Source organism: Streptomyces sp. NPDC056224, assembly GCF_042267665.1.
Classification (GTDB): Bacteria; Actinomycetota; Actinomycetes; order Streptomycetales; family Streptomycetaceae; genus Streptomyces.
In genome coordinates this window covers 45767-67588 of record NZ_JBHJTK010000031.1, presented here as the reverse complement: position 1 = coordinate 67588, position 21822 = coordinate 45767, and the positions used below count along the sequence as shown (strand labels likewise).

Sequence of the window (21822 nt, the reverse complement as noted above, 5' to 3'; positions counted from 1 at the left end):
CCTTCACCGACCTAATCGAAAAGAGAACTTCTACATAAACCCGGATTCACAACGAAGGTAACTTACTCTTCATGAGTGGGCGGGGGGATTTCTCATTGGACACGCCGAAAAATCCCCCCGTTCTTCGAATGCTTTCACCCCGGCAGGGTGCTCGATGCGCCGACCACGAGCTCGGCAATGGTGGTGGTCGGCCATTTCGTATCCGATCACCTCGCGTGTCGCCAGGTCCAGGAGCATGGCCAGATACCACCAGTCGGCGAGGGGGTAGGTGATGTCGGAGACCAGTTTGGTGCCGGACTCAGCGGCGGTGAAGTCTCGTCCGACCAGCTCCGGTGACGGCGCGGCCCTGGTCTCCGCTTTCGTCAGGCTGCGGCGCTTGCGGCTGGTGTTGCCGCGGATGCAGCGATCGCACATGATCCGCTCCGCCCTCTTCCCGTTGATCCACGCCAGCCCGCCGCAGTGCGGCGCTTACCTGCGGGGCCCTCATCGGCGCCACGAGACGTGGTGTGGATCTCGGGATCTCCTCAGCATGACTTTCCCGCTGCTCCGCCCGCACCTGATTGGCGGCTTCTTCGCCCCCACAGACCTTGACCCTCGCACCGAACCTCAGCAACCAGCGCCGAGGAAAGGCTGCTCAGGCGACTGCCAGTATCGGGTCGCTACACCTCAGTCAGTGCCGCATCCGAGCGGCGTGGAACAATTCCCCCTAGTCGGAACGCCAAATCCCAATCTTTGCCTCTCCGGCTCTACTCTTGGGCACGGAGATCAGGATGGCTCGTGCACAACCAGTCGCGACCTCCGCCCGGAAAATGCGCTGCGCAGGTCCCGAGTCTCACGATTCCGCCCGGCGAAGATTCCCAGCTTGTCCACATGAACCACCAAGACGTCGTAGCTGTCGACGATCTCCGAAATCCCTCGGGTTTGGATGGTGTCCCGCCACGCATCAACGTTCCGGCCGAACCACTCCGGCAGCCCACAGGGCTCGGTGACCGCGTCCCAGAACGCATCGAGCGTCTCAATCGGTCGTCCCCTCAGGTCGACCACTAGCTCTGACTCTGTCTTGTTCGTCTTCTTGGCCATCACAGCAGAATAGCCACTCCTCCTCCCGCCAGTCAGTGGCCTAATAGACGCCCTTCGCGAGCGGCGACGCGGCCGGGACCGTGACCGACAATCTCTGCCCCACCTACTGACCAACCCCTAGACCACTCAGGTGCGAGTGGGTGCGGGTACAGCCGCCCGGGACGAGCGTCCTCACGAGCAGGCCCGTTGCAGGGCCGGTGGTACCCGGCAGATGCGGAGGGCCCCGCCCGATCTCATGATCGGGCGGGGCCCTCGCTCGTTCTTTCCTGGTGTCAGGAGGTGAAGTAGCCGTTCAGGTCGGCGATCACGTCGGTGGATCCGGAGTTGTTGTAGAACGTGACCCAGCCGTCCACAACGGGGACGACCACCAGGTTGGCGACGGTCTGCCCGGGGGTGTAGTTGAGGTTCGACACGCCCGGACGCGCGACCCCGTGCGGGTGGACGATCAGGTGGCTCGCCTCGGTCGGGTTCGTGACCGTGACGTTGAGGACGACGGCGGTGACTCCTTGTGCGGGGACTCCCGCGGTGCCGGTCAGCTGGAGGTGGACGACATCGCCCGGACCCACGGCTCCGGCGCGGGCGCCGGTGCCGTCGCGTGTGTCCAGGAGGCGGACCGGGCCGGCCGCGGAGAAGGCGGAGCCGGTGGCCGCGTAGTAGCCGGTGACGTCGGCGATGAGGTCGACGGAGCCGGAGTTGTTACGCAGGTCGACCTTGCCGTTGACCACCGGCACCGTGACCAGGTTGGGGACGATCTGCCCGGGCGTGAAGTTCAGGTTCGACACGCCAGGCGCCGCCTGCCCGTTCGGGTAGACGGTGACGTGTCCGGCCTCGGTCGGCTGGACCGCGGTCACGTTCATGACGACGGCGGTGACCCCGCTCGCCGGGATCCCCTTGACGCCGGCGACCTGAAGGGTGACGACCCCACCCGGACCGACCCGCTGCTTCGTCGCACCCGTACCGTCACGGGTGTCGAGGAACCGCGCGGGCGTGATCGGGTTCAGCGCGGAGCCCGCCCCGGCCTGGTCGGTGTAGTAGCCGGTGACGTCGGCGATCAGGTCCACCGAACCGGCATTGTTGCGCAGGTCGACCTTGCCGTTGACGACCGGGACGGTCACCAGGTTGGGGACGATCTGCCCGGGCGCGAAGTTGAGGTTCGACACCTTGGGCACGGCCTGCCCGTTCGGGTAGACCATCACATGGCCCGCCTCGGTGGGCTGGACGGCGGTCACGTTCATGACGACGGCCGTGACCCCGGTGGCCGGGATGCCCTTCACACCCGCGACCTGCAGGGTGACGACGCCGCCCGGTCCGACGCGCTGCTTCGTCGCGCCGGTGCCGTCACGCGTGTCGAGGAACCGCGACGGGCCGTGCGGCACGAACCGGCTGCCCTTCGGCGGCTGGGCCGTGACGGTGTAGGCCTTGGGCAGGTAGCCCCGGGACGGGACCTCGGGGGTGTACTCGACGCCGTCGAGCAGCAGGTCGTACTGCCCGGGTTCCAGCCCGTTCGTATCGACGGTGACGCGCAGCTGCTTTCCGTCGGTGTTCGCCGTGATCGGCTCCAGCACCCGCTCTGGCGATCCGTTGCGGATCAGCTTGAGCTTGGTGCCGACGGTGAGCCCGGTACCGCTGACGACGGCTTCGGTACGCGTGCCCGCCGTGCTGGTCGACGGGCTGATGCCGGTCGGCGTTGGCGCTACGCAGCCAGAGTCACAGATTCCCTTCAGGTGGAAGTCGACGGGCGTGCGGGCCCGGCGGGGGCTCAACAGCAGGACCGCTTGGCCGGGTGCTGCGTCGGCGCTCGCACGGCAGCCGAAGAACAACCGGCTGTCGTCAAAGTTGGTGCACCCGTAGCCGCTGGTCGTGGAGGTCCATCCCGGGCTGCTCAGCAGGTCCAGGTCCGGCTTCGCGCCGCCCGTGTCGGAGGTGTTGCCGGAGACCGTGAATGACTGGCCGGGCCTCATGTCGATCACGGCGCAGTAGGCGGTGGAGGTTTCGGAAAGGGTCCCGCTCCGTTCAGGGAAATCATTGACCGAAACCTGGTTGGCGGTGCATTCCGGGGCCCAGCCCGAGGCCGTACCCACGCGCCAGGTGTCCAGTTTTACCGCGAGGGGGGCGTGGTGGGCAGCGTCGGATGTGATGACCGCTGTGTACGACGTCGAGCCGCTGGCACGGCATGGGGCGCGAGGCTCCGGGCACACGAAGTGCCCCTCGCTGTCGACAACGGTCAGCTGGGTGACGTCACCGCCCGGATTGCCGGGTGTCCGTGCGGCGATCCAGAGTTTGTCCGTGGTGGCGGCGTTCACGCGCACGCAGCGTGCATCCAGCGCGGACGTCAGGTCGAAGGCGAGAGAGGGGCCGCCTGTCTTCGTCGAGGCCGGGGCCGGGCACTGCGCAGTTGCGGACACGTCACGGCGGACGAGCTTGTACGTGTCGAATCCGCCCCGGCTGACGAGCAGCGCCGTATAGGGCACCCCGGAGGCGAGAGAGCATGTGGCGGCCGTGTCGGAGGAGCACTTTACGTCGCCCGCTGCGTCGACCAACTTGACCGTCGCGTTCGCGTCGTTCCAGGTGTTGGTGTAGTCGATCAACTCGGCGCTGGAGTGCGCGTCCCCTGGCACGCTCAGGCAGCCCCAGTTGTTGTCCGGGGACACTGACACCTCGGCCCCCCAGGCACCGTTGCCGTACGTGGAATGAGGCCACGGCGTGCAGCCGGCGGTCTCGCCGGTCCTGTGGAACACCAGTCCGTAGCTCGAGTCCGGCTGCCCGCTCAGGTATGCGCGGAAGGGAGCGGTGCCGGTCAGTTTGCAGATGGGCCCGGTGTCACACTGCAGGGTTCCGGACGCGTCGTACACCTTCACACGGGCATGGTTGCCGCCGGCCGGCGGCCTGTTCATTACGTAGATGCCCTTGCCGGTGGCGGTCGGCAGGGTCAGGCAGAACTGCTGCCCGGGCGCGCCGAACGCTCCGGTGACCGGACCGGCCACGAGGCCGTTGTCGTGGGTCGTCGTGCATCCCCTGGTCTCCTTGGCGGAGACGAATGCGATACCGAAGGTCGTGAGATTCCGGGACCGGGGGTCTGCCGACCAGGTGTAGTCACCGGGGGCCAGGTCGCAGGTGCCGTCGTCGCAGCCGGGTATGACGTCGCCGGCCGCGGAGACGAGCCTCGAAGGAAGCGGGACGTTGCCGGAGGAAACCTCGGCGAAGGAGTGCTCGGCCGCCTGCGTGACCCGCAGGATGCGGCAGTGCTCCGGGCTCAGAGCCGGGGCGACTCCGAAGGCCTGGGGGGCTACCAGCGCGCAGCCTTCCGGCTTGGAGAGCCGGGCCACGGAGTAGTTGTAAGCGACCGCGCCACCCCAGGGATGCACCGCCGAGATGCGGAACGGCGCGGTGCCCGTGAGTTTGCAGTCCATCGCGTACTCCCCGCGGGAGTAGGACGTGCAGATCTGCTGCCCGGAGGCGTCGTACACGCTGTGCAGGACTTCGGAACTGGAGCTGTAGGCGCGCAGGACGTCACTCGCTGCCAGGTCCAGGGTGTAGCAGTCGCCCGCCGAGCCGGTCGGCAGCGTCCGGGGGAACACGGTCGGTCCGCCGAGCCTGCGGTCTCCGGCGCCGATGGCCTTGCATGCGGTGGACGAGAGCAGCGGAGCGTATGACACGGAGATGCCGTTCGCCACGGCGCTCTTGTCCGTGACTTGCAGTGTGTATGTCCCGGCCTGACTGGTGGGGCACTGCCGGATCGCGGGCGCGCCCCAGGCGACGTCGCACGCGACGGTGGCGCCGCCGGGCGCGATCAGCTGGGTAGTGGACGAGTGGGTCGTGGTGACCTGGAGCAGGACGAGGTCCTTCTGCTGCGGCAGGGCGAGCGAGAAGGACGTCGTCTTGGACGGGTCCACCGTGCAAGTGACGACCGTGTGCGGAGCGACGGCTGCCGGGCACGGACCGGAGAGGTCGCTGTTCTGCAGCGTGCGTACGGCCGCCTGGTGGTCGGCCGTGGGATCCGGCGTCGGCGTGGCCTGCGGACCCACGGTCTTCGGCGGCGCCGTGGCCGGGGCGGCCGTGGTGGTGATGGGTGCCGCGGGGGCCGCGGCGGCGGTGCCGCTCTGGCCTGCGAGTGAGGCCAGCAGGGCGAGCAGCAGGGTGCACGAGGCGGCGATCGCGCGGCCCCGCCCCCGTCTGCTCCGCTTCCTTCTGCCGATCGGCAGCAAACTCATGAACCCCCCAGTTCGGATGGGCCCGACCCCCGTGACCTGCTCGGGAGCTCTGGGCAGCCGGAGTGTAGCGCCCGCCCCGGACAGCCCGAAGGGCGGGATGCGCCGTGCACGTCCCGCCCCATGAGAAGATCAACTCATTCCTGTAGGCAGGACACGCACCACCGGAGCCCGGTCGTTCGCCGGCAGGTCGGTGCGGCCGGGGCCGACGCCGATCGCGGAGATCGGGGCGTCTACTGTGGCAGTGCGCAGTGCATCCTCAACGAGGCCCGCGTCCAGAGCCCCTGATCGTCGCGCGGGTCGACGAGGAATCCGGCCGCGTGTAGCCGAGGGTTGCCGAGTGGAAGCCGTGACACCAGCGGCCGGCGGCGAAGCAGGCGCAGCCTTTGTGGGTGTGTGGCTGCCCTGAGTCGCCGCGAGGAAACCCCGTACACGCCCTTGCGGCAGGTCGAAAGACCCCCGCGGCAAACTGCCGCGAATACAGCGAAAACCCGGGCTGCCCCCTTGCATGCGGCCCGGCCCGAGACACCCGTCATCGGTCAGCCGCGGCCTCGCCGAGAATCCCGGGGGATGGCCGTGACCGACGCCGCCCTGCCGGAACGCTCCGGCCGGGCGGGCAAGCCGGTGTTCGGGGGGGCGGCTTGCCCAGGCTCCCCTTGGGCTTGCCCAGCGTGCGTCGCGGTCAGCTGCGGCGGCGGAAGAGGGCCCGACTGGGGCGGCCCGGCTCCTGGTCGTCCACCGGGGGCGGCGGCACGGTGCCCGCCTCTCCCCTTTCATGCGCCACCACATCAACATTTATCTGGACGAATTTCGGTGCGCGGGACCGGCTCAGCTTCGAAATGCACCCTGGTCGGGACTGGCTCCGACTCGTGCCACATCCATGTCACCGAGGCCGAGCATCAGGACCGCAGGTCGGGAGCCAGCCGGGCCACTCTCTCCGGTGCAGCTCGGTCGCGGTGCCCCGTAGTCACCGACCTGACTGGTCCTCGCCGTCGCGCTGATCGTCGAGGCGGGCAGTCAGGTCGGGCCAGTGCTCGGACCAGCGCGCCAGATCGCCCGCGGTCAACGACCACCGCGAACGGAGGGCTTCGTCGGGCAGGAAGCGGACGCAGGTCCCCCTGGTGCCGTCAGCTTCGACGGGCTCCAGATCAGTCACCGGGACGCCGTGCTCATAGCGCTGACTCCAGGATCCGTTGAGACGGCGGTTGGTATGAATCAGCCACTCGCTGAGCGCCGCTACGACAGACATGCCGCGACGCGGATGTCCGTCCGGAAGCCGCTCCGCCTCCGGGAGGTCGAAGAACCGAAGATCCTTCGTGGCCATGACCGGCTTCTTCACCACCCGGCCATGCTCGTCGACCCGAGTGTCGGTGCCCCGTCCGTCATCCTTCACCGACACCGAGCCGTCGGTATGCAGCGTGACCACGCACCGTCCGCCGCCCCGGCTCGTTGCCTCGTCAGCGGCGTAAGCAACGACCTCAAGAACAAGGTGTTCGGGGCCGCCCGGAGCGAACTCTGCGGATCCCTGACGGATCCGACCGAGATGGTCCGCATCCACGATGTCGGCCCAATCGTGCGTGGTGTTGACCCAATAAGTCCTTGATCCATCCATCCGACAAGTATCCGTCGGGTTCTCGTTCGGGCCTTGACCCCGGATGTTGAACACGTCTATGCGGCTTGGGCCGGGGTAGTTGCTGCCGGTTGGGCATCGTTCTCGTAGGCGATCGGGGACCGCTGGCCGAGGCAGGAGTGCCGGCGGCGAGTGTTGTATCGGGTCAGCCAGCGGAAAGTGCCAGCCCCAGTTGGCTGGACCAATACCTTCACCGACCCCCGCCTCTGCGCCGGCCATCGTCGACCGCCTCACCTTCGGCGGCAACATCATCGAGACCGGCACCGACTCTTACCGCCTCGCCTCCACCCGCGCTCGGGCTAAACAGCAGGCAGCCACGTGAGGCAAGGCGACGCAGCCCTCATCCAATGCTGCCAAGGCTCCCGAAGACACGAGTGACCCACTGATCCATTCGGGCCCCGAAGTCCGACGGCGAGGTGATACCCGAGGCCGGCAGGCAACCAGCGTCGTCAAGGTCAGCGACGAAGTCCACATCGGCCAGCCACTGCGGAATAGCACAACCGACCACGGCCTCCGCCGGACCGGATATGACCACGCCAACCGAGTCCGGATCATGAACCCGAGCCCTGTCAGTCTCCAGTAGCTGAGGCCAGGAGTGCGGGTCGGGGGCTATCGGCGCGTGGGGCTTCGCGGGACGCGCCGATACCCCGAGCAGGCCTGTGCTCTGGTGCAGCACGCCGGCCTCGGACAGCACCAGCGTCGCCTGCCGGCCCTTCACGTCCGAACCGAGCCGGAAACCGACCACCATCATGCCCACCCGTGCCGCCCTTCCGCGGCCGTCGGCTTCGGCGGCTCGTCCTGCCCACGCTAGGTGAGGTCCCTGGTGTCGAGGGTGAGGTTGGCGGGGTTCACCTCGGTGCCGGCCTCAAGTGCTACGGCAACGGCCGACCCTGGAGGCGCCTTGCGGCGTTCACGGCTCGGGTCGCCCGGAATTTGTTGGCCGGACTGCATGCCTGCAGGCAACCCTGCCGGGACGAAACGCCCTTTTGGAACATGGGCCGGTCCCAGCCGGGTGGAGGAGAGTCTTGTGTGTGGGTAGGGCAGAGGTAGTCAGCGGCCGGGGGCCGCACGGCCGGTGCGATTTTGGGAGGGTCTCATGTCAGGTCTGGTGAGGGTGCAGGAGCTTGATGTGGTGGTCGACCACCGGTTGTTCGGTCTGGTCGATGAGGAGGGGCAGGCGGGGGAACGTCCGGCCACGCCGGGTGCTGAGGGGCTGGTCGCGGCCAACGCGACGATGCTTTATCTGCAGACGCCGGAGGATGTGCTGGATACACGGCTGCGGGTGGAGGTGTGGGACGGGCCGGCTGACTTCACGGCCGGTGAGTGGCCGGTTCAAGGTGAGGCGGTGATGGATCTGCCGTCGGGCCGGTTCCTGGTGGATGAGATCGCCGCCGGGGGCAGGCCGGCAGCGTTCCAGTTGCCGGCGGGGGGAAGGTGGTGCGTGCGGGCCGCGTGGCGGCCCGGGGCTTTGGATGAAGCGGAGGAAGGGCCGGAAGGCTGGGCGCTGGTGCAGTTCTGGCCCGGTGGGTGAGGCGGGCGGACCGGTGCCGCGGGGGAGGAGTTCTCCCCCGCGGCAGCGGCTTTTGGGTGGTGCGGGTGGGCTACTGGCCTGTGCTGTAGTTGGTGATGGGGATGTAGAACTGTTCGTGGTCGAGGATGCGGTCGACGTCGTACCAGCGGCCCAGGCGGCGGCCTGCTTCCTGGTTGACGTCGCTGTTGACCCAGCGTGCGGAGTAGTGGTTCTCGTACTGGGCGCCGTCGTGGAGGTAGCGGCCGGCGCCTTCGTAGGTGGAGGCGAAGGCGTACTCGTCGCAGTCGTAGGGTCCGCCGGAAGCGGGCAGGGAGTCGCGCAGGTCCTGCATGGCTTTGGTGCGGCAGAAGTTGCGGACGATGCGCCGGTTGTCGTTGTAGCGGGTGTTCTGGTCGGTGCCCTTGGCCTGGGCCAGGCGGTGGATCGGGTCACCCGCGGTCGCGCCGGCGAAGTGTTTGCCGCTCTGGGTGGGCAGGGTGGCGCCGGGGTTGGTGCGGGCCTCGTGCAGGTGCCGGGCCACGCCGGCGACCTGCGGGTCGGCTGCGTCGTAGGCCATGCCGGGGACGGCCCGGTCGAAGACCGAGCCGAGTTTGTGGGACTGCAGGTAGTAGGCGGAGTCGAAGCGCATGCCGCCCTCGGGTGACTCGGTGTCCAGGAACTGGAAGTACCAGGGCAGGTCGAACGAGTACTCGATGTGGAAGACGCCGGTACCGGTCTGCTCACCCATGCTCTGGTCGGGTTCGGAGGCCTGGGAGAGCAGGTCCAGGTGGGCTGCGCCGTCCTTGCGCCAGTCCTTGATGGACTTCTCCGTCTTGGGGTGCAGGCCGGGGAAGCAGGCGTTGGCGTCGGTTTGCGGGTAGTTGTCGTCGAGGTAGTTGCCGTCGCATTCGATCTCCGCGGTCATTTCGGCGCCGGCGCGGGCGAAGGGGCCGGTGGCCTGGATGACGTCGACGTTGAGGCGGAAGTCCGCCCAGCGCGAGGAGGAGACGTGCTCGGCGCCGCCGTTCTTGCCGTAGCCGATCATCCGGTTACGGGAGAGGAACACCCCCGTCGTGCGGCAGCTGGGCCACGGGAAGACGCGGCACTCCACCGCAGGCATGGCCAGCATGTGGATCTGACAGTAGGCGTACCGGTTCTTGATCCAGCCCTGGTCACGGGTGGCCTGGTCCGAGTGGCGCTCGCACTCGTCCGCATCGGTGTACTGGTAGACATCGGCGGGGATCTCACCGCGCGGGAAGCGGGAGGAGTCCGTGACGAAGGACTCCGGCTCCTCCGCCAACGCCTGCCGGCCCGGCCGGCTCACCTTCGACGGGCCGTCGCTGGTAGCCGGCGAGACTCCCAGCGCGTCCAAAGACCCGCCGCTGCGGGTCAGCTCATCGACGATCTTCTGCGGATCCCTGACCAGCTCCGGATCCGAGATGACATACGGGATGACCTTGTAGACCACATCCTTGCCCGCCCCGCCCTGTGACGCGGCAGCCGAGTCGGCCTGGGCCGGCAGAACGCCGACGACGAACACCGCCGCCGACACCGCCCCCAGCACCGCGGCCCTCACTGCAGTGAACCTCAAGAAACAGCTCCCTGTTCTTCCCGGTCAACGGCGGCGACAGACCAACCCCGGCCCATACCAGGGACCTTCCCCCGCCCCGCCCAACCTGTGAGACAAATGCACAACTCATCCAACAAAACGGGAAGATCCACAACAAGCTGACTCTCAGCCACCTCCCCATCCCCACACCGCCTTCACCCACCCAACCCATCCGTTCACCAGGCCCCGGAAGCCGCCGACCACAACCCCCTCCCCCACCTCACGCAGCACCCCTCACCGCTCACTTCTCTCCCCCAGGCAGCGCAAACCACAGCACCAGTTGGCCGGAAACAACCGCGCATACCCAAGACACGGAGCCAGCCCAACGCACCGGCACCCCGGCCAGCGGGAAGGCCATGCCCGCTCCAGCCGCGTACGGGACTTCTGGGAGCCCGTAGCAGGGGCTGGCGTGTACCCGAATAAGGACTCGTCCCCGGAGCACGATGTCTCCACTCGGAGCCGGAGCGGGACGGCGCGCCTTCCCGCAGATTGCGGTGCCGTGGCAGAGCGGCCCATTGCGATCGACGTGAGGGAGGCCCCTCTCACGGCGACTGACGGAGACGGGGCGGCCCTGCCCCTATCTGTCCACGGGTTCGAATCCCGTCGGCACTGCAGCCGAGCCGGACCGTCACACGGCAGACCAGCCGCGGCAGGGCCACACCCATGCAGACCGGCACCCAGCCTCCGCACATGACCTGCCGATCCGGCGGCCCCGGCCACCGGCGAAGGCCCGACCACCACCGGACACATCGAAGCGGACCATGGCTGTGACGATGGCGGCTGTCGGGCGTTGTTGTCGGCATGGACGACGACACGCTGGACGTACTGCTCGACGGAGTGAACGAGACCCGGCTGAAGCTGATCAGCGAGGACGAGGCCAGGGCATTGATGGTCCTCCTCGCGGTACTCGACGACGACACCCAGCCCGAGGAGATCACAAGGGCCGCCGGCGAGCTGCGGTTCAGGCTCGGCTCCCGCCTGGCCGCGCCCCATGAGTCCCACGGCGCGGTCTCGTAGGAGACAGTCGCGCCGGGGCAGTCCTCCGCCAACCCGAGCCGAGCCTCGCGCTCGCGGTCATCCGCCGCCGGGCCCCGGTGGAGCTTGGTCTCCACCCAACCCGTCACATGCGTGCAGTGGCGCGGCCGTCGGCGGAAGCCACTCCGCCGGGTCCCTGTCCGCCTTCGAAACGGTTCGGCTTCGCGGTAACCACGATCAGCGAGGTCGGCGTGTCCAGGTCGTTGGCGTACGCCTTTAACGAAGCCCGGGTTGGTCGACGAACGTACGCAGCTGCTCGACGAGCCACTCGAAGGTGACCTCCTTCCAGCCGCGCCGCTTCTTCAGCTCCTCGATGCCGCGGTCAGTGAAGTACAAGGTGAGCTCACTGAGGTGAGGGGGCTTTGAGTGGCACGAAGAGGAAGAGGGGCCGGCCCGAAATCTTCCTCTTCGACCCGCCCCGCCGCCCCTTGGGGTAGCGACTTCTTCATTGCCCCCGGCTGGGTCCTTACATGCGCGACGGAAGTCGACCCCGTCTCGAACTGAGGAGAAGCAGCCCGTGACATCACCTGACCGTACCGAAACCGACTCTCAGCCCCATGCCCGGCTCCTTGGCTGGGTGACAACCGTGACTGGACTGGTGTCCATCATTGCCGTGGTCGTCCTGGCTTTGACCGGCCACGGCGCCGCGGCCGCCGCCGTCGGAGTCATCAGCGGCAGGGTGAGTGCTGCCGGTGGCATTCAGGTAACCGTCCGCATCCGACGCTGAAGCGTTGGCGTTCTGCTACGCCGCAGCGGGTCGTCTAGCGCAGCTGTGGCGTAGCAGGCCCCTCTGTCCTGACCCCGCACCTCCTGGAGGGGTGCTGGACGCGCTCCCCCTGGAACCCGCGCCGGAATCGCCGCCGTGACCACGGAAAGTCCGGGAACACTTCTGGACGCCGCTGGCCCAGACCGAGTACGGGCCCGCGCTCGCCTTCGACTCCGTCATCCGCACCAAGGTGTGCGTCCTGGCTGACCGGTGGCGCCGTCCGCGATCTCATCGATGTCCGCGCGGTCTCTCGCGGGCCTTCATGGGTGGCGGGGCGGGCCGTGTGCTATTGGGTGAGGGGCGTGTGAGCCGGGTTTCCCGGCTCTTTCGCCCGGTCCTCGATCTGCTTTCGAGCCCTGGGATCCCCGACGATGATCCGCGAGGTTGGCGGCCTGTTGGTGCCCTGTGTGACCGTGACGTGACCACGGGCATGCTCTGGGGCGCTGTCGTCACCGGAGGAGAATTCGATCACCATGGCGTTCTTACTGCACAGCATGGATGCCCAGCTTTTCGGTCCGCCGGCTCCGGAGGCACTGTTGTAAGGGCCTGCGGGGTAGCCGTTGCTCCCCTCGCCGTCGGTCGGCCACTTCGATATCAGATGGATCTTATTTACCTTGGGGTCGCTCATGGGGGTGCTGAGGATCCCGCAGGAGTCGCTATTCACATAAGCGATGAGACGATCCTGTCCATACTGGAGTTCGGACAGGATTTCGATGGGGCCCGCCACTTCGGTCAGTGGGTCGTCGGCGACAGGAATCGCTTCCAATTCGGCCAGCGGGGTGATGCGGGTGTCGTTCGAGGGTGACTCTCCATCGGAGTGTCCCTCGCTTTTGCATCCCGCGAGTAAGAAGATGAGGGCAGCCCCGATGGCTAGAGTCTGATTCTTTCGGGCCATGGGGCTGCACCTCATTCAAGTCGTATCTTCAGTACGTCGTTACTGTGCCCACTGATTGAAGCAGACGCCCACCGGCTTGTTGGCCCAGACCCTCTTCCCCGTGGGCAAGCTGCCGCCAACGCCTGCCCAGGCCTCACCCTCGTACACGTCGTAGAGCGGGAAGGCCTGGACGGTTCCCCACTTGCCGTCAGGCACCTCAAAGCGCGTCTCGTTCTTGACACCGTAGGTGCTGGTGACGCTCCATCCCAGGCCGGCCGAGATGTACTTCAGGTCAACGTTGACCTCCTTCGAGACGGTAGCAGCGACGCTCTTCTCGACCGAAAGGACGAGGGTGGTCTTGCCTTGCCCGCTCGTCTGCTGGAGCAGGTCAGTCCCGCACGACTGGCTGATCCAGTGGCCGTTTTTGATCTCGTAATAGTCTGTCGTGCCTGCCGGTGCAGGGACTATCGGGGAAGCCGTCTCGGCCAACGGCAGGCCGTTTTCGGCCGGGCCCGCATTTCGCTTGACCACAGTGTTCGGGCCCGGCGCGAAGAACCTGCCGTCCGCGGAGACCGAGCTGGCGGGGACGCCTAACGGAGCACGTTCTTCTGCATGGGACACCCCGGCACCCGTGGTCACAGTCAGGGCCACAGTCACTCCAGCTGCGGCCAGAATCGTAGCGACTTCACGCCGCTGCGACCGGAAAGCAATGCACTTCATGACACTCCTCGAATTCCGAAATCCGGAACCCCGCCAGGATCGATGGCGGCGCTCGATGACTGTGGAATTCTGTTCAGCTTTTCCCGGAACGATCAATCGGTTATGCCGAACTGTGCCCCAGCTCACAGGGGAATCTCAGATTCACCTCAAGCGAAATGTCAACTACAAGCCATCATGTCTTCTACTGGATGCACACAATCAGGCGCGCGCAATAGCTGGCAGTGGCGAATTCTCGCCTTGGCGAGAATTCCCATCGCTTTCCGGAAGCCACCGTCCGGCCCATCCGAGCCGGAGCATCGCGCGAGCGCCGGCCTACGAGGCCCTGCTCTCGTATCGCCAACTCGGCGAGCACGCTCGGGCGCCCCACTCGGCCTCCAGCGACTGCCGCTGGAGGCCGAGATATGGGGGATTTTGTTTTCGGGGCGGCCCATCGGCGGCTGCTACTCCTGCGGAGTGGTGGTCAGCGCGGCGCGGATGGCCTGTCCCCTGCGGCCGAGGAGTCTGCCGGACTTCAGGCGCACCGTGGTCACGGCGGTGACGCCCGCACCGGCGAGGAGGCCCAGGACGTCGGTCACGGGCATGCCTCTGGCCGCGAGAGCGGCGGCGGAGATGATGAAAGCGATGACGATCCCGGCGTCGCTGCGGCCACTGGCAGCGGTGGAGTCAGGGGCCTGCTGGCTGGGACGGGCGTCGGCCCGTAAAGGGGTGGGGGTCACCACTGTCGTTCCTTTGCATCTTGGAATGTCCGGTCCCCACAGGGAAAGCGACCGGGAGCGGCCCGGCGCGATCTCGTCCAGCTCCTCCGGCTCGACCAGGACGTACTCGTCGCCGGTGTCGTAGCCCTTGACGATGTCGTCCAGCTCGACCTCGTCACCGGTCCGCTCGTTCACCCGCCGGTTGCGGATCCGGTCCAAGGTGCCGCGCTGAAGCTGATGGAAGTGGATTGTGTGGCTGTCGGTGGCCGTGTAGAGGCCGACCGGCAGGCTGACCTTCTCTGAACTAGCGATCGCTACTCAGGGCCTGGGTAAACCGCTGGCAGCTGGGTCGTCCCCGCGTAAGGATGCAGCCATGCGTTATGCCAGCGTCGACCACGAGCTGATGGACCTGGTCCGACGATTTGTCACGCCTGGCCGGCGGTACCAGCGGCTGGGTGGAAGCTCACTGCGGTTGAGCGGACCTGAGCGCGACCTGTTCGTGAGAGAGCTGGTCAAGGCTGCCGGGGAGATCACTCCCACGGAACTCGGCATCCTTTTCGAGGGCGGGTGGCGAGAGCGCACGACTGCCTCCTGGCTGGTTGCCGTGGCCGGGAGGACCGAGTTCCGCAGCCGCATCGGCGAACTGCTGCTGGCCAGCGGAGGCCCCTACCAAGGGTCTCTCTGCATCGCTCTTGCCACTTCGGTACCAGCGCGGACGCTGATCTGCTCTGCAAATACCTTGATCGCTACCTGCCTGAACCCGACCTCCGCTGGGACCAGACCGCGGTATTCAGCACACTGCTCCACCTCGATGCCGTCCTTGGGACCGAGCGAGCAGCCCCATACCTTGCAACCGGCGGACTATGGCAGCAGTGGACTGCTGCCACGCCGAACACGGTGCGGGATCCGCAGGAGTACCGGCAGGTCGTGGACCAGCTCTGTTCCTTCGCCAGCGAGTGCGCTGAACTCTTCGCCAGAACGGAACCCCAGAACTGAGCCTCCTGACCTGACGGCTGGAAGCCGACTGCTTCGGACGCCCCAAGGTCCGCAGTCGAAGGTACAAGTCGATGCTGGACTGCGGTAGCTGATCATGACCGAGCGGGACATCATCCTCAACGAACTCGCCCAAGGCCTGCGTCCGATGCCAGAGGGCATCGAATGGTTCGAAACCCACGGTCCGAAGGAGCAGGCCGCGGTTCTCCTGTTCCTGCGCCATCACTGCGTGCAGGCGCGCGCCGTCACCGAAGACGGGCCTGAGAGCATCCGACGAGCCGGGCTGCGCCCAACGCACACCCCTGCGGTCTTGATCACCTGTGGCCCGATCGACCAGCAACTGGGGAAGATCGCCGGCCTCACCCCTGTCGACGAACGACGCAAGGCGTTTCGGCGCCACCGAGCAGCAGCCCGCACCAGAACATGTCGTGCTCGTGCCGCTGCCGGAAGGCGTCCAGCTCGATCGCCTCCAGCGGCAGCATCAGCGGCTCCTCCGAGTCCGCGCCGCCCATGACCGCCGTCTGAATCTGCCGCCTGTCACCCCGCACGAACCCCCACCTTTCATCCCAACCCATCGTGTCACCAGCAACGTTGGCGCCGCAGGCCATCGAAGGATCAAGCCGTCGTCCGGAGCGGCGCCGACTGCGGCAGCACGACCGCGGCCCGGAACGCTGGGCCCGGCGAGGAGCGGCAGACTCGGTCGTCGCGGCCTGGCGGCGGCGCTGTGCGCGGGCGTCCTCGATCGGGGTCGGCGCATCCTGCGGGACGACGTCCGGGTCAGGGAACGGTCTGCGGCTGAGCTCGCGCATCACCTGGTTCTGCCGCTTCAGCGCGTCCGCGATGGCCGTGTCTGACCTCGTCCGAGAAGTTCCGTATCCTTACGGATGATCTTGAGGGGTGGGGTTTTGTCAGGTACCGGTGTCAGTGACCTGGAGATGGATCCGGTCGCGGTGAAGAACCTCACGAATGGCCTGCGTGCCGCGGTCGGTGAGTTGCGCGAGTTCGGTGCGGCGGGAACCGCGGCGATCGGCGGCGGTTTCGGAAAGTTGGCCATGACTGGCATGGAGGCCGGTCACGGTCAGGTGGCCGGGGTGTTCGAGGAGCTCTGCGAGCGCTGGGAGTGGGGTGTGCGCGGGCTCGTCCTCAGTGCCAGCGCTCTGGCGGCCGACCTCAACCTGTCGGCGGGGATGGTCTGGGAGGAGGACCAGTACCGGGGAGGAACCTTCAAGGTCGCTCTCAATTCCGTGGTCGGCAATCCCCACGCGGACGAGGACGAGACCGAGCAGAAGTCCTGGGACGAAATCGGGGCGCCGCTCCGGCCAGAGACCCCGGAAGAAGCACAGAAGGCCCGCGACGACTTCCAGCAAGTCTGGGACCAGGCCAAGCGGGACTCGCTGACCAAGGGCTTCAGCGGCCAGATCGTCGAGGGAGCGGCCGACTACGCCGGGATGGACCGCGAGGCCCTCGACCGCGCCCGGGCCCGCGCGACTGAGGGCGGGAACTGATGGGCCGCGAACTCGGCGACTGGATCGAGGCCGGCGGCAAGGCCCTGGGAGACGGCCTGGAATGGGTGGGCGACAAGACCGCGGACGGCCTGGAGAACGTAGGCTGGCACGACGGCGCCAACGCCGTCCGCACCGGGGCGAACGCCATCGCGAACCACCTCGGAGCAGAGGTCGGCGAATCCGAGCTCGGCCAGACCGACGATCCAAAGAAGCTGATCCACGGCAGCGCCTCCAAGCTCCGCGCCACCGCCTCCCACCTGAGCGACTTCCAGGCCGCATTCGACCTGACCGGCCAGGGCCTCAAGGGCCTGGACGACGACGGCATCCAGGGCGCATCCGCAGACGCCTTCCGGACCACAATCCACAAACAGCCCCCGCGGTGGTTCGCAGCCGCGGACGCCTCGAGACCGCAGCCGGCGCACTGAACCGCTTCGCCGACACCGTGGAGTGGGCGCAGGGCCGCGCCCAGGAGGCCCTCGACGAGTACAAGACCGCGGTGAAGACCTCGCAGGCCGCGCACGAGGCGTACGGCAAGTGGGTCGGTTCGTACGAGGCTGCGGTCCGTGCCAAGCAGGATCCCTTGCCGGCCCGCCCGATGGGCTTTACCGATCCCGGCGCGGACGGCGTCAAGGCCGCCCGCGAGAAGCTGGCCGAGGCCCGTCGCCAGCGTGACGAGGCGGCCCGGTCGGTGGTTCAGGCGCTGGAGACGGCAAGGGATGCCGCCCCGCCGATGCCGTCGGCGAAGACGCAGCTGATGTCCGAGGCGTTCCGCATGGGTGTCGGCCTCGAACACGTCGGCGGGGGCATTGTGAAAGGCGCTGCGGGAGCGATCAGCTTCTTCCGTGCCGTCGACCCCGACGACCCCTACAACCGCATGCACCCGACCGAGTACAAGATGCAGCTGACCGGTATGGGGGTCGGCCTCATGACGACCGTGAACGACCCGGCGACGGCGGGCTCCCGCATGTACGAGGCGTTCATGAAGGATCCCGACGAAGGCATCGGCAAGTTCATCTTCGAAGCCGCCACCACGAAGGGTGCGGGAGCGGGCGCGAGCGCCCTCAGGAAGGGCGCCAGCCTCGGCCGGCTCGCCGACGACATACCGACCGGCCCTGGCCGCAAGGCGCTCGAAGGCGACGGCCCGGACGCCCACAAGACCCCGGATGGGGACAAGGCCACCGGCCACACTGACCCGGTCGACCTTGCCACCGGCCGGATGTACCTACCGCAGACCGATGTGGTGCTGCCGGGTGTGCTGCCGCTGGTGTTCAGCCGCCGGGCGGAGTCCGGTTACACGGCGGGCCGTTGGTTTGGCCCCTCCTGGGCATCCACCGTCGACCAGCACCTGGAGATCGACGCCGAGGGTGTCGTCCTGGTCACGGAGGACGGCCTTCTCATCGCCTATCCGCACCCGGCGCCCGGCATGCCGGCCCTTCCCGCGACCGGGCCGCGCCATCCGCTGGAGCGCACCCCGGACGGGGACTGGACGCTGACCAACCCAGCGACTGGTCAGGTGCGCCGCTTCTCGCCGGCCCCGGACTGGGACGGCGAGGGCTACGGCCTGGCGCCGATCGCCCAGCTGGGGGACCGTAACGGCAACCTCATCACCTTCGAGTACGACCACGCGGGCATCCCACTCGGCATAGCCCACTCCGGCGGCTACCACCTGCGCTTCGAGACCGCCGAGGGCCGGATCACAGCCCTCCATCTGACCGGCGGCCCGCGCGTCCTCTCGTACGGATACACCGACGGGAACCTCACCGAGGTCGTCAACTCCTCCGGGCTGCCGCTGCGCCTTGCCTACGACGAGCGCGGCCGCATCACGTCCTGGACCGACACCAACGGCAGCCGCTACGACTACGCCTACGACGACCAGGACCGCTGCATCGCCGAGGGCGGCGAGGCGGGCCACCTCGCCCTCACCCTCACCTACGACGAGCGCGACCCTGCGACCGGCCACCGTGTCACTGCAGTCACCACCGCCGACGGGCACACCCGCCGCTACGTCATCGACGAGCGGTGCCGGGTCGTCGCCGAGACCGACCCGCTCGGCGCCGTCACCCGCTACCAGTACGACGGCGCCGGGCGCGTGACCAGCCGTACCGACGCGCTGGGCGCCACCTCGCTCCAGGAATACGACGAGGCAGGGCGGATCACCCGCTCGATCCGTCCCGACGGCCGCACCGCCAGCACTCAGTACGACGAACTGGGCCTGCCAGTACGGGTGGCCAACGCCGACGGCACGATCATCCGCCAGAGCTACGACGAGCGCGGCAACCGCACCTCGCTCACCACCTCGGCAGGCGCCGTCACCACCTTCGGCTACGACGAGCACGGCCACGTCGTCACGGTGACCAACCCGCTGGGCGCCGTCACCCGCTTCACCACCGACGCGGCCGGTCTGCCGCTGACCATCACGGACCCCCTCGGTGCCATCTCCCGGTTCGAACGCGACGCCTTCGGGCGCGCAGTGCGCGTGACCGACCCGCTCGGCGGGGTGACGACCATGGAGTGGACCCCAGAGGGCCGACCCGCCCGCCGGGTGGACCCAGACGGCGCCGAGTCGGTGTGGACGTACGACGGCGAAGGCAACTGCACCTCCTTCACTGATCCGGCGGGCGGGGTGACCCGCTTCGAGTACGCCCACTTCGACCTGCTCGCCGCCCGGACCGGGCCCGACGGCGTACGCCACGAGTACACCTACGACGCCTTGCTGCGGGTGACGGGCGTACTCAACCCCCAAGGCCTGACCTGGGAGTACGCGTACGACGCGGCGGGCCAGCTGATCTCGGAGACCGACTTCGACGGCCTGACGCTGAACTACTCCTACGACCCGACCGGGCGACTGCGCTCGCGCGTGAACGGGCTGGGCGAGGAGATCGCGTACGAGCGGGACGTACTCGGCCGGATCATCCGCAAGACCTCCCCCACCGGCATGGCGACATTCGAGTTCGACGTCTTCGACCTACCGGCGGCGGCGGTCTCCTCCGACGGCACCAGGCTGGTCCGCATTCGCGACCGACACGGCCGACTGGTCGAGGAGCACGTCGACGGCCGTACGATCCGCTACGCGTACGACGAACTGAGCCGGCCGGTCGGCATGACCACCCCCACAGGGGCGGAGACCCGCTGGACCTACGACGAAGGCGGCCACTGCACCCAGATCACCGCCTCGGGCCGGACGCTGACCTTCGAGCGGGACGCGGCCGGCCATGAGCTGACCCGGCGCATCGGCGACACCACGGAGCTACACCAGACCTTCGACGCGGTCGGCCGGCTCACCACCCGGCACATCACCGGCTCGGACCAGCGGACGCTGCTGCGCCGCGGCTACAGCTACCGCGCCGACGGCAATCTGCTGGCGATCGACGACGCGACGACCGGGCCGCGAACCTTCACCCTGGACTCAGCCTCCCGGGTCACCGCTGTGGACGCCGCCTCCTGGTCAGAGCGCTACGCCTACGACGAGGCGGGAAACCAGACCTCGGCCGCCTGGCCGGAGCAACTGGGCGCGGAGGCCACCGGCGAACGCGCGTACACCGGGACGCGGATCACCCGCGCGGGCCGTGTCCGCTACGAACACGATGCCCAGGGCCGCGTGATCCTGCGGCAGAAGACCCGGATCTCCCGTAAGCCGGACACCTGGCACTACACGTGGGACGCCGACGACCGGCTCACGGAGGTGACCACCCCGGACGGGACGCGTTGGCGCTACCGGTACGACGCGCTGGGCCGCCGTGCAGCGAAGCAGCGGCTCGCGGCGGTCGATGTTTCATCTGAGTCATCGACGGAACCGGACGAGGGCGCCGGGATCGAAGAAGTCGTAGAGGAGACCGTCTTCACGTGGGAGGGCCCGACCCTCATCGAGCAGACGACGCGCTCGGCGGGCAACCCGCATGAGGTCACGCTCAGCTGGACCCACTCCGGCCTGCACCCGCTCACGCAGGTGGAGTCCATACGCCAGGCGTCGCAAGCCTCCCAGGAGGAGATCGACTCCCGGTTCTTCGCCATCGTCACCGACCTGGTCGGTACCCCGACCGAGCTGATCGACGAGCAGGGCGAGGTCGCCTGGCGCACGCGCTCGACGCTCTGGGGCACGACGAGCTGGAACCGGGACGCCTCCGCCTACACCCCGCTGCGCTTCCCGGGCCAGTACTACGACCCGGAGACCGGCCTCCACCACAACTACTTCCGCACCTACGACCCGGAGACAGCCCGCTACCTGACGGGCGACCCGCTGGGCCTCGCGCCGGCCCCGAACCCGGTCGCCTACGTCGCCAACCCGCTCGTGTGGGCGGACCCGCTGGGCCTCAGCCCGTGCCCGGAGAAGACTGAGGAGCAGAAGGCGCAGAAGGCCCTCCCCCCGGCCAACCGTGAACCCCCGCACCTGGAGGGATCGCCGATCCTCGCGCGCTTCGCCAAGCCGGGAGAGGAATTCAACATGGTGATCTCGCAGGGCCAGACCCGGCCAGGCGGATTCGGCACTTTCGGCGACGTCCCCAACCAGCAGTTCGTTCGCGATCAGCTGGCCGTCCGCACCGACTGGAAGGATGACGTCTCGCTCCTGCAGCGCTACCGCATCTCGGACGGCGACCCGATCCTCGTCCAGGAGAGCATCATCGGACCCCAGATGGATCCGAAGCTGGGCCATCTGCCCGGCGGCGCGGGTCAAATAGAGATCATGGAATTCAAAGACAGAGCCCGGCTGATCCCAGTCGGCCCACCCACGGAGATACCCAAGTGACTGAAGAACAGCCCGACATTGTGGTCGCCTGGACCCAAGGTGACACCACGGTCCGGTGGAGCGGCCCCGCAGGTCATGTCGAGAAGTCGTACGAGTTTCCGCCACAGGACGTCATGGCGTGGCGGGAGAACGGCGAGACGATGGTGCTGTTGGTGGAAGCGATCAACGACGCACCCTTCACCCCGTCGGACAACGCTGTGGTCTACCGGGCCGACGGCTCGGAGCGGTTCCGTCTGCACCCGCCGCGCGAGCTGCTGAGCAACCCGGACGATGTGCATGGCTTCTACACCGCCTTCCCGCAGGGCGGGCGGCCACTCCTGGTCATGGTCACGCGCAACGCGGGCGATTTCCAGGGCCGCATCGACCTGGAGACCGGCGAGATCGTGGACACCAACATCTGGCGATGAGCGGGCGGAAGAGTCAAGTGGCGGAAGAATCCGGCGTCTAAAGGGT

At 67.9% G+C, this 21822-nt stretch carries 14 protein-coding genes, 1 tRNA gene and 6 pseudogenes; 10 read left to right on the top strand and 11 right to left on the bottom strand.

Going from position 1 to position 21822, the window contains the following annotated elements; translation table 11 throughout:
* Positions 1–69 precede the first annotated feature (69 nt).
* The 4 genes from ACFCZ1_RS28205 to ACFCZ1_RS28190 form a co-directional block, all read right to left on the bottom strand.
* Positions 70–414, bottom strand: coding sequence for a hypothetical protein (locus tag ACFCZ1_RS28205; RefSeq protein WP_376681072.1), 345 nt, complete (start codon positions 412–414; stop codon positions 70–72).
* Positions 415–765: 351 nt separating this feature from the next.
* Positions 766–1080, bottom strand: coding sequence for a barstar family protein (locus ACFCZ1_RS28200; protein ID WP_376681071.1), 315 nt, complete (start codon positions 1078–1080; stop codon positions 766–768).
* A gap of 272 nt (positions 1081–1352) precedes the next feature.
* A complete protein-coding gene (locus ACFCZ1_RS28195) occupies positions 1353–5291 on the bottom strand; it encodes a hypothetical protein (RefSeq protein WP_376681070.1) in 3939 nt (1312 codons plus the stop codon).
* A 964-nt stretch (positions 5292–6255) separates the two neighbouring features.
* Positions 6256–6900, bottom strand: a complete 645-nt coding sequence (locus tag ACFCZ1_RS28190) for an ATP-binding protein (protein WP_376681069.1) — start codon at positions 6898–6900, stop codon at positions 6256–6258.
* Positions 6901–7092: 192 nt separating this feature from the next.
* On the opposite strand from ACFCZ1_RS28190, the pseudogene ACFCZ1_RS28185 reads away from it, so the two are divergent.
* Positions 7093–7240: pseudogene (locus ACFCZ1_RS28185) on the top strand (ATP-binding protein); the annotation flags it as partial.
* Between the two features lie 18 nt (positions 7241–7258).
* Here the strand turns inward: ACFCZ1_RS28185 and ACFCZ1_RS28180 are convergent.
* On the bottom strand, positions 7259–7675 hold the full coding sequence (locus ACFCZ1_RS28180; RefSeq protein WP_376681068.1) for a hypothetical protein: 417 nt from the start codon (positions 7673–7675) through the stop codon (positions 7259–7261).
* A gap of 339 nt (positions 7676–8014) precedes the next feature.
* Between ACFCZ1_RS28180 and ACFCZ1_RS28175 the strand changes: the two genes are divergently transcribed.
* A complete protein-coding gene (locus ACFCZ1_RS28175) occupies positions 8015–8449 on the top strand; it encodes a hypothetical protein (RefSeq protein ID WP_376681067.1) in 435 nt (144 codons plus the stop codon).
* A gap of 70 nt (positions 8450–8519) precedes the next feature.
* On the opposite strand, the gene ACFCZ1_RS28170 is transcribed toward ACFCZ1_RS28175, so the two are convergent.
* A complete protein-coding gene (locus tag ACFCZ1_RS28170; protein WP_376681066.1) occupies positions 8520–10019 on the bottom strand; it encodes a hypothetical protein in 1500 nt (499 codons plus the stop codon).
* Between the two features lie 511 nt (positions 10020–10530).
* On the opposite strand from ACFCZ1_RS28170, the gene ACFCZ1_RS28165 reads away from it, so the two are divergent.
* Both ACFCZ1_RS28165 and ACFCZ1_RS28160 read left to right on the top strand, forming a co-directional pair.
* A tRNA-Glu gene (locus tag ACFCZ1_RS28165) sits at positions 10531–10649 on the top strand.
* Positions 10650–10838: 189 nt separating this feature from the next.
* Positions 10839–11054, top strand: a complete 216-nt coding sequence (locus ACFCZ1_RS28160; RefSeq protein ID WP_376681065.1) for a hypothetical protein — start codon at positions 10839–10841, stop codon at positions 11052–11054.
* A gap of 252 nt (positions 11055–11306) precedes the next feature.
* Here the strand turns inward: ACFCZ1_RS28160 and ACFCZ1_RS28155 are convergent.
* The 4 genes and pseudogenes from ACFCZ1_RS28155 to ACFCZ1_RS28140 all read right to left on the bottom strand — a co-directional run.
* A pseudogene (locus tag ACFCZ1_RS28155) lies at positions 11307–11408 on the bottom strand (DUF6104 family protein); the annotation flags it as partial.
* 716 nt (positions 11409–12124) lie between these two features.
* Entirely contained in the window at positions 12125–12733 is a 609-nt protein-coding gene (locus ACFCZ1_RS28150; RefSeq protein WP_376681064.1) for a hypothetical protein, read from the bottom strand.
* Positions 12734–12772: 39 nt separating this feature from the next.
* Complete coding sequence (locus tag ACFCZ1_RS28145; RefSeq protein WP_376681063.1) at positions 12773–13432, bottom strand: hypothetical protein; 660 nt, start codon at positions 13430–13432, stop codon at positions 12773–12775.
* A gap of 749 nt (positions 13433–14181) precedes the next feature.
* A pseudogene (locus tag ACFCZ1_RS28140) lies at positions 14182–14439 on the bottom strand (Ku protein); the annotation flags it as partial.
* Between the two features lie 61 nt (positions 14440–14500).
* Between ACFCZ1_RS28140 and ACFCZ1_RS28135 the strand changes: the two are divergent.
* Together ACFCZ1_RS28135 and ACFCZ1_RS28130 are read left to right on the top strand one after the other, a co-directional pair.
* Positions 14501–15123, top strand: a pseudogene (locus ACFCZ1_RS28135) (DUF6000 family protein).
* Positions 15124–15217: 94 nt separating this feature from the next.
* Positions 15218–15454: pseudogene (locus ACFCZ1_RS28130) on the top strand (DUF5958 family protein); the annotation flags it as partial.
* A gap of 25 nt (positions 15455–15479) precedes the next feature.
* Here ACFCZ1_RS28130 and ACFCZ1_RS28125 read toward each other — a convergent pair.
* Entirely contained in the window at positions 15480–15668 is a 189-nt protein-coding gene (locus tag ACFCZ1_RS28125) for a hypothetical protein (protein ID WP_376681081.1), read from the bottom strand.
* A 387-nt stretch (positions 15669–16055) separates the two neighbouring features.
* Between ACFCZ1_RS28125 and ACFCZ1_RS28120 the strand changes: the two genes are divergently transcribed.
* The 4 genes and pseudogenes from ACFCZ1_RS28120 (at position 16056) to ACFCZ1_RS28105 (ending at position 21776) form a co-directional block, all read left to right on the top strand.
* Entirely contained in the window at positions 16056–16625 is a 570-nt protein-coding gene (locus tag ACFCZ1_RS28120) for a hypothetical protein (RefSeq protein ID WP_376681062.1), read from the top strand.
* A pseudogene (locus tag ACFCZ1_RS28115) lies at positions 16625–17301 on the top strand (putative T7SS-secreted protein); the annotation flags it as partial. The gene ACFCZ1_RS28120 and the pseudogene ACFCZ1_RS28115, both read left to right, overlap by 1 nt.
* Positions 17302–17355: 54 nt before the next feature.
* Positions 17356–21369, top strand: a complete 4014-nt coding sequence (locus ACFCZ1_RS28110; RefSeq protein ID WP_376681080.1) for a DUF6531 domain-containing protein — start codon at positions 17356–17358, stop codon at positions 21367–21369.
* A complete protein-coding gene (locus ACFCZ1_RS28105; protein WP_376681061.1) occupies positions 21366–21776 on the top strand; it encodes a hypothetical protein in 411 nt (136 codons plus the stop codon). Before ACFCZ1_RS28110 ends, ACFCZ1_RS28105 begins: the two co-directional genes overlap by 4 nt.
* The last annotated feature ends 46 nt before the right edge of the window (positions 21777–21822 follow it).

Coding starts and splice junctions, on each gene's coding strand:
- ACFCZ1_RS28205 (WP_376681072.1), bottom strand. CDS start 414: ATGTGCGATCGCTGCATCCGCGGCAACACCAGCCGCAAGCGCCGCAGC.
- ACFCZ1_RS28200 (WP_376681071.1), bottom strand. CDS start 1,080: ATGGCCAAGAAGACGAACAAGACAGAGTCAGAGCTAGTGGTCGACCTG.
- ACFCZ1_RS28195 (WP_376681070.1), bottom strand. CDS start 5,291: ATGAGTTTGCTGCCGATCGGCAGAAGGAAGCGGAGCAGACGGGGGCGG.
- ACFCZ1_RS28190 (WP_376681069.1), bottom strand. CDS start 6,900: ATGGATGGATCAAGGACTTATTGGGTCAACACCACGCACGATTGGGCC.
- ACFCZ1_RS28175 (WP_376681067.1), top strand. CDS start 8,015: ATGTCAGGTCTGGTGAGGGTGCAGGAGCTTGATGTGGTGGTCGACCAC.
- ACFCZ1_RS28160 (WP_376681065.1), top strand. CDS start 10,839: ATGGACGACGACACGCTGGACGTACTGCTCGACGGAGTGAACGAGACC.
- ACFCZ1_RS28150 (WP_376681064.1), bottom strand. CDS start 12,733: ATGGCCCGAAAGAATCAGACTCTAGCCATCGGGGCTGCCCTCATCTTC.
- ACFCZ1_RS28145 (WP_376681063.1), bottom strand. CDS start 13,432: ATGAAGTGCATTGCTTTCCGGTCGCAGCGGCGTGAAGTCGCTACGATT.
- ACFCZ1_RS28120 (WP_376681062.1), top strand. CDS start 16,056: ATGGATCCGGTCGCGGTGAAGAACCTCACGAATGGCCTGCGTGCCGCG.
- ACFCZ1_RS28110 (WP_376681080.1), top strand. CDS start 17,356: ATGCCGTCGGCGAAGACGCAGCTGATGTCCGAGGCGTTCCGCATGGGT.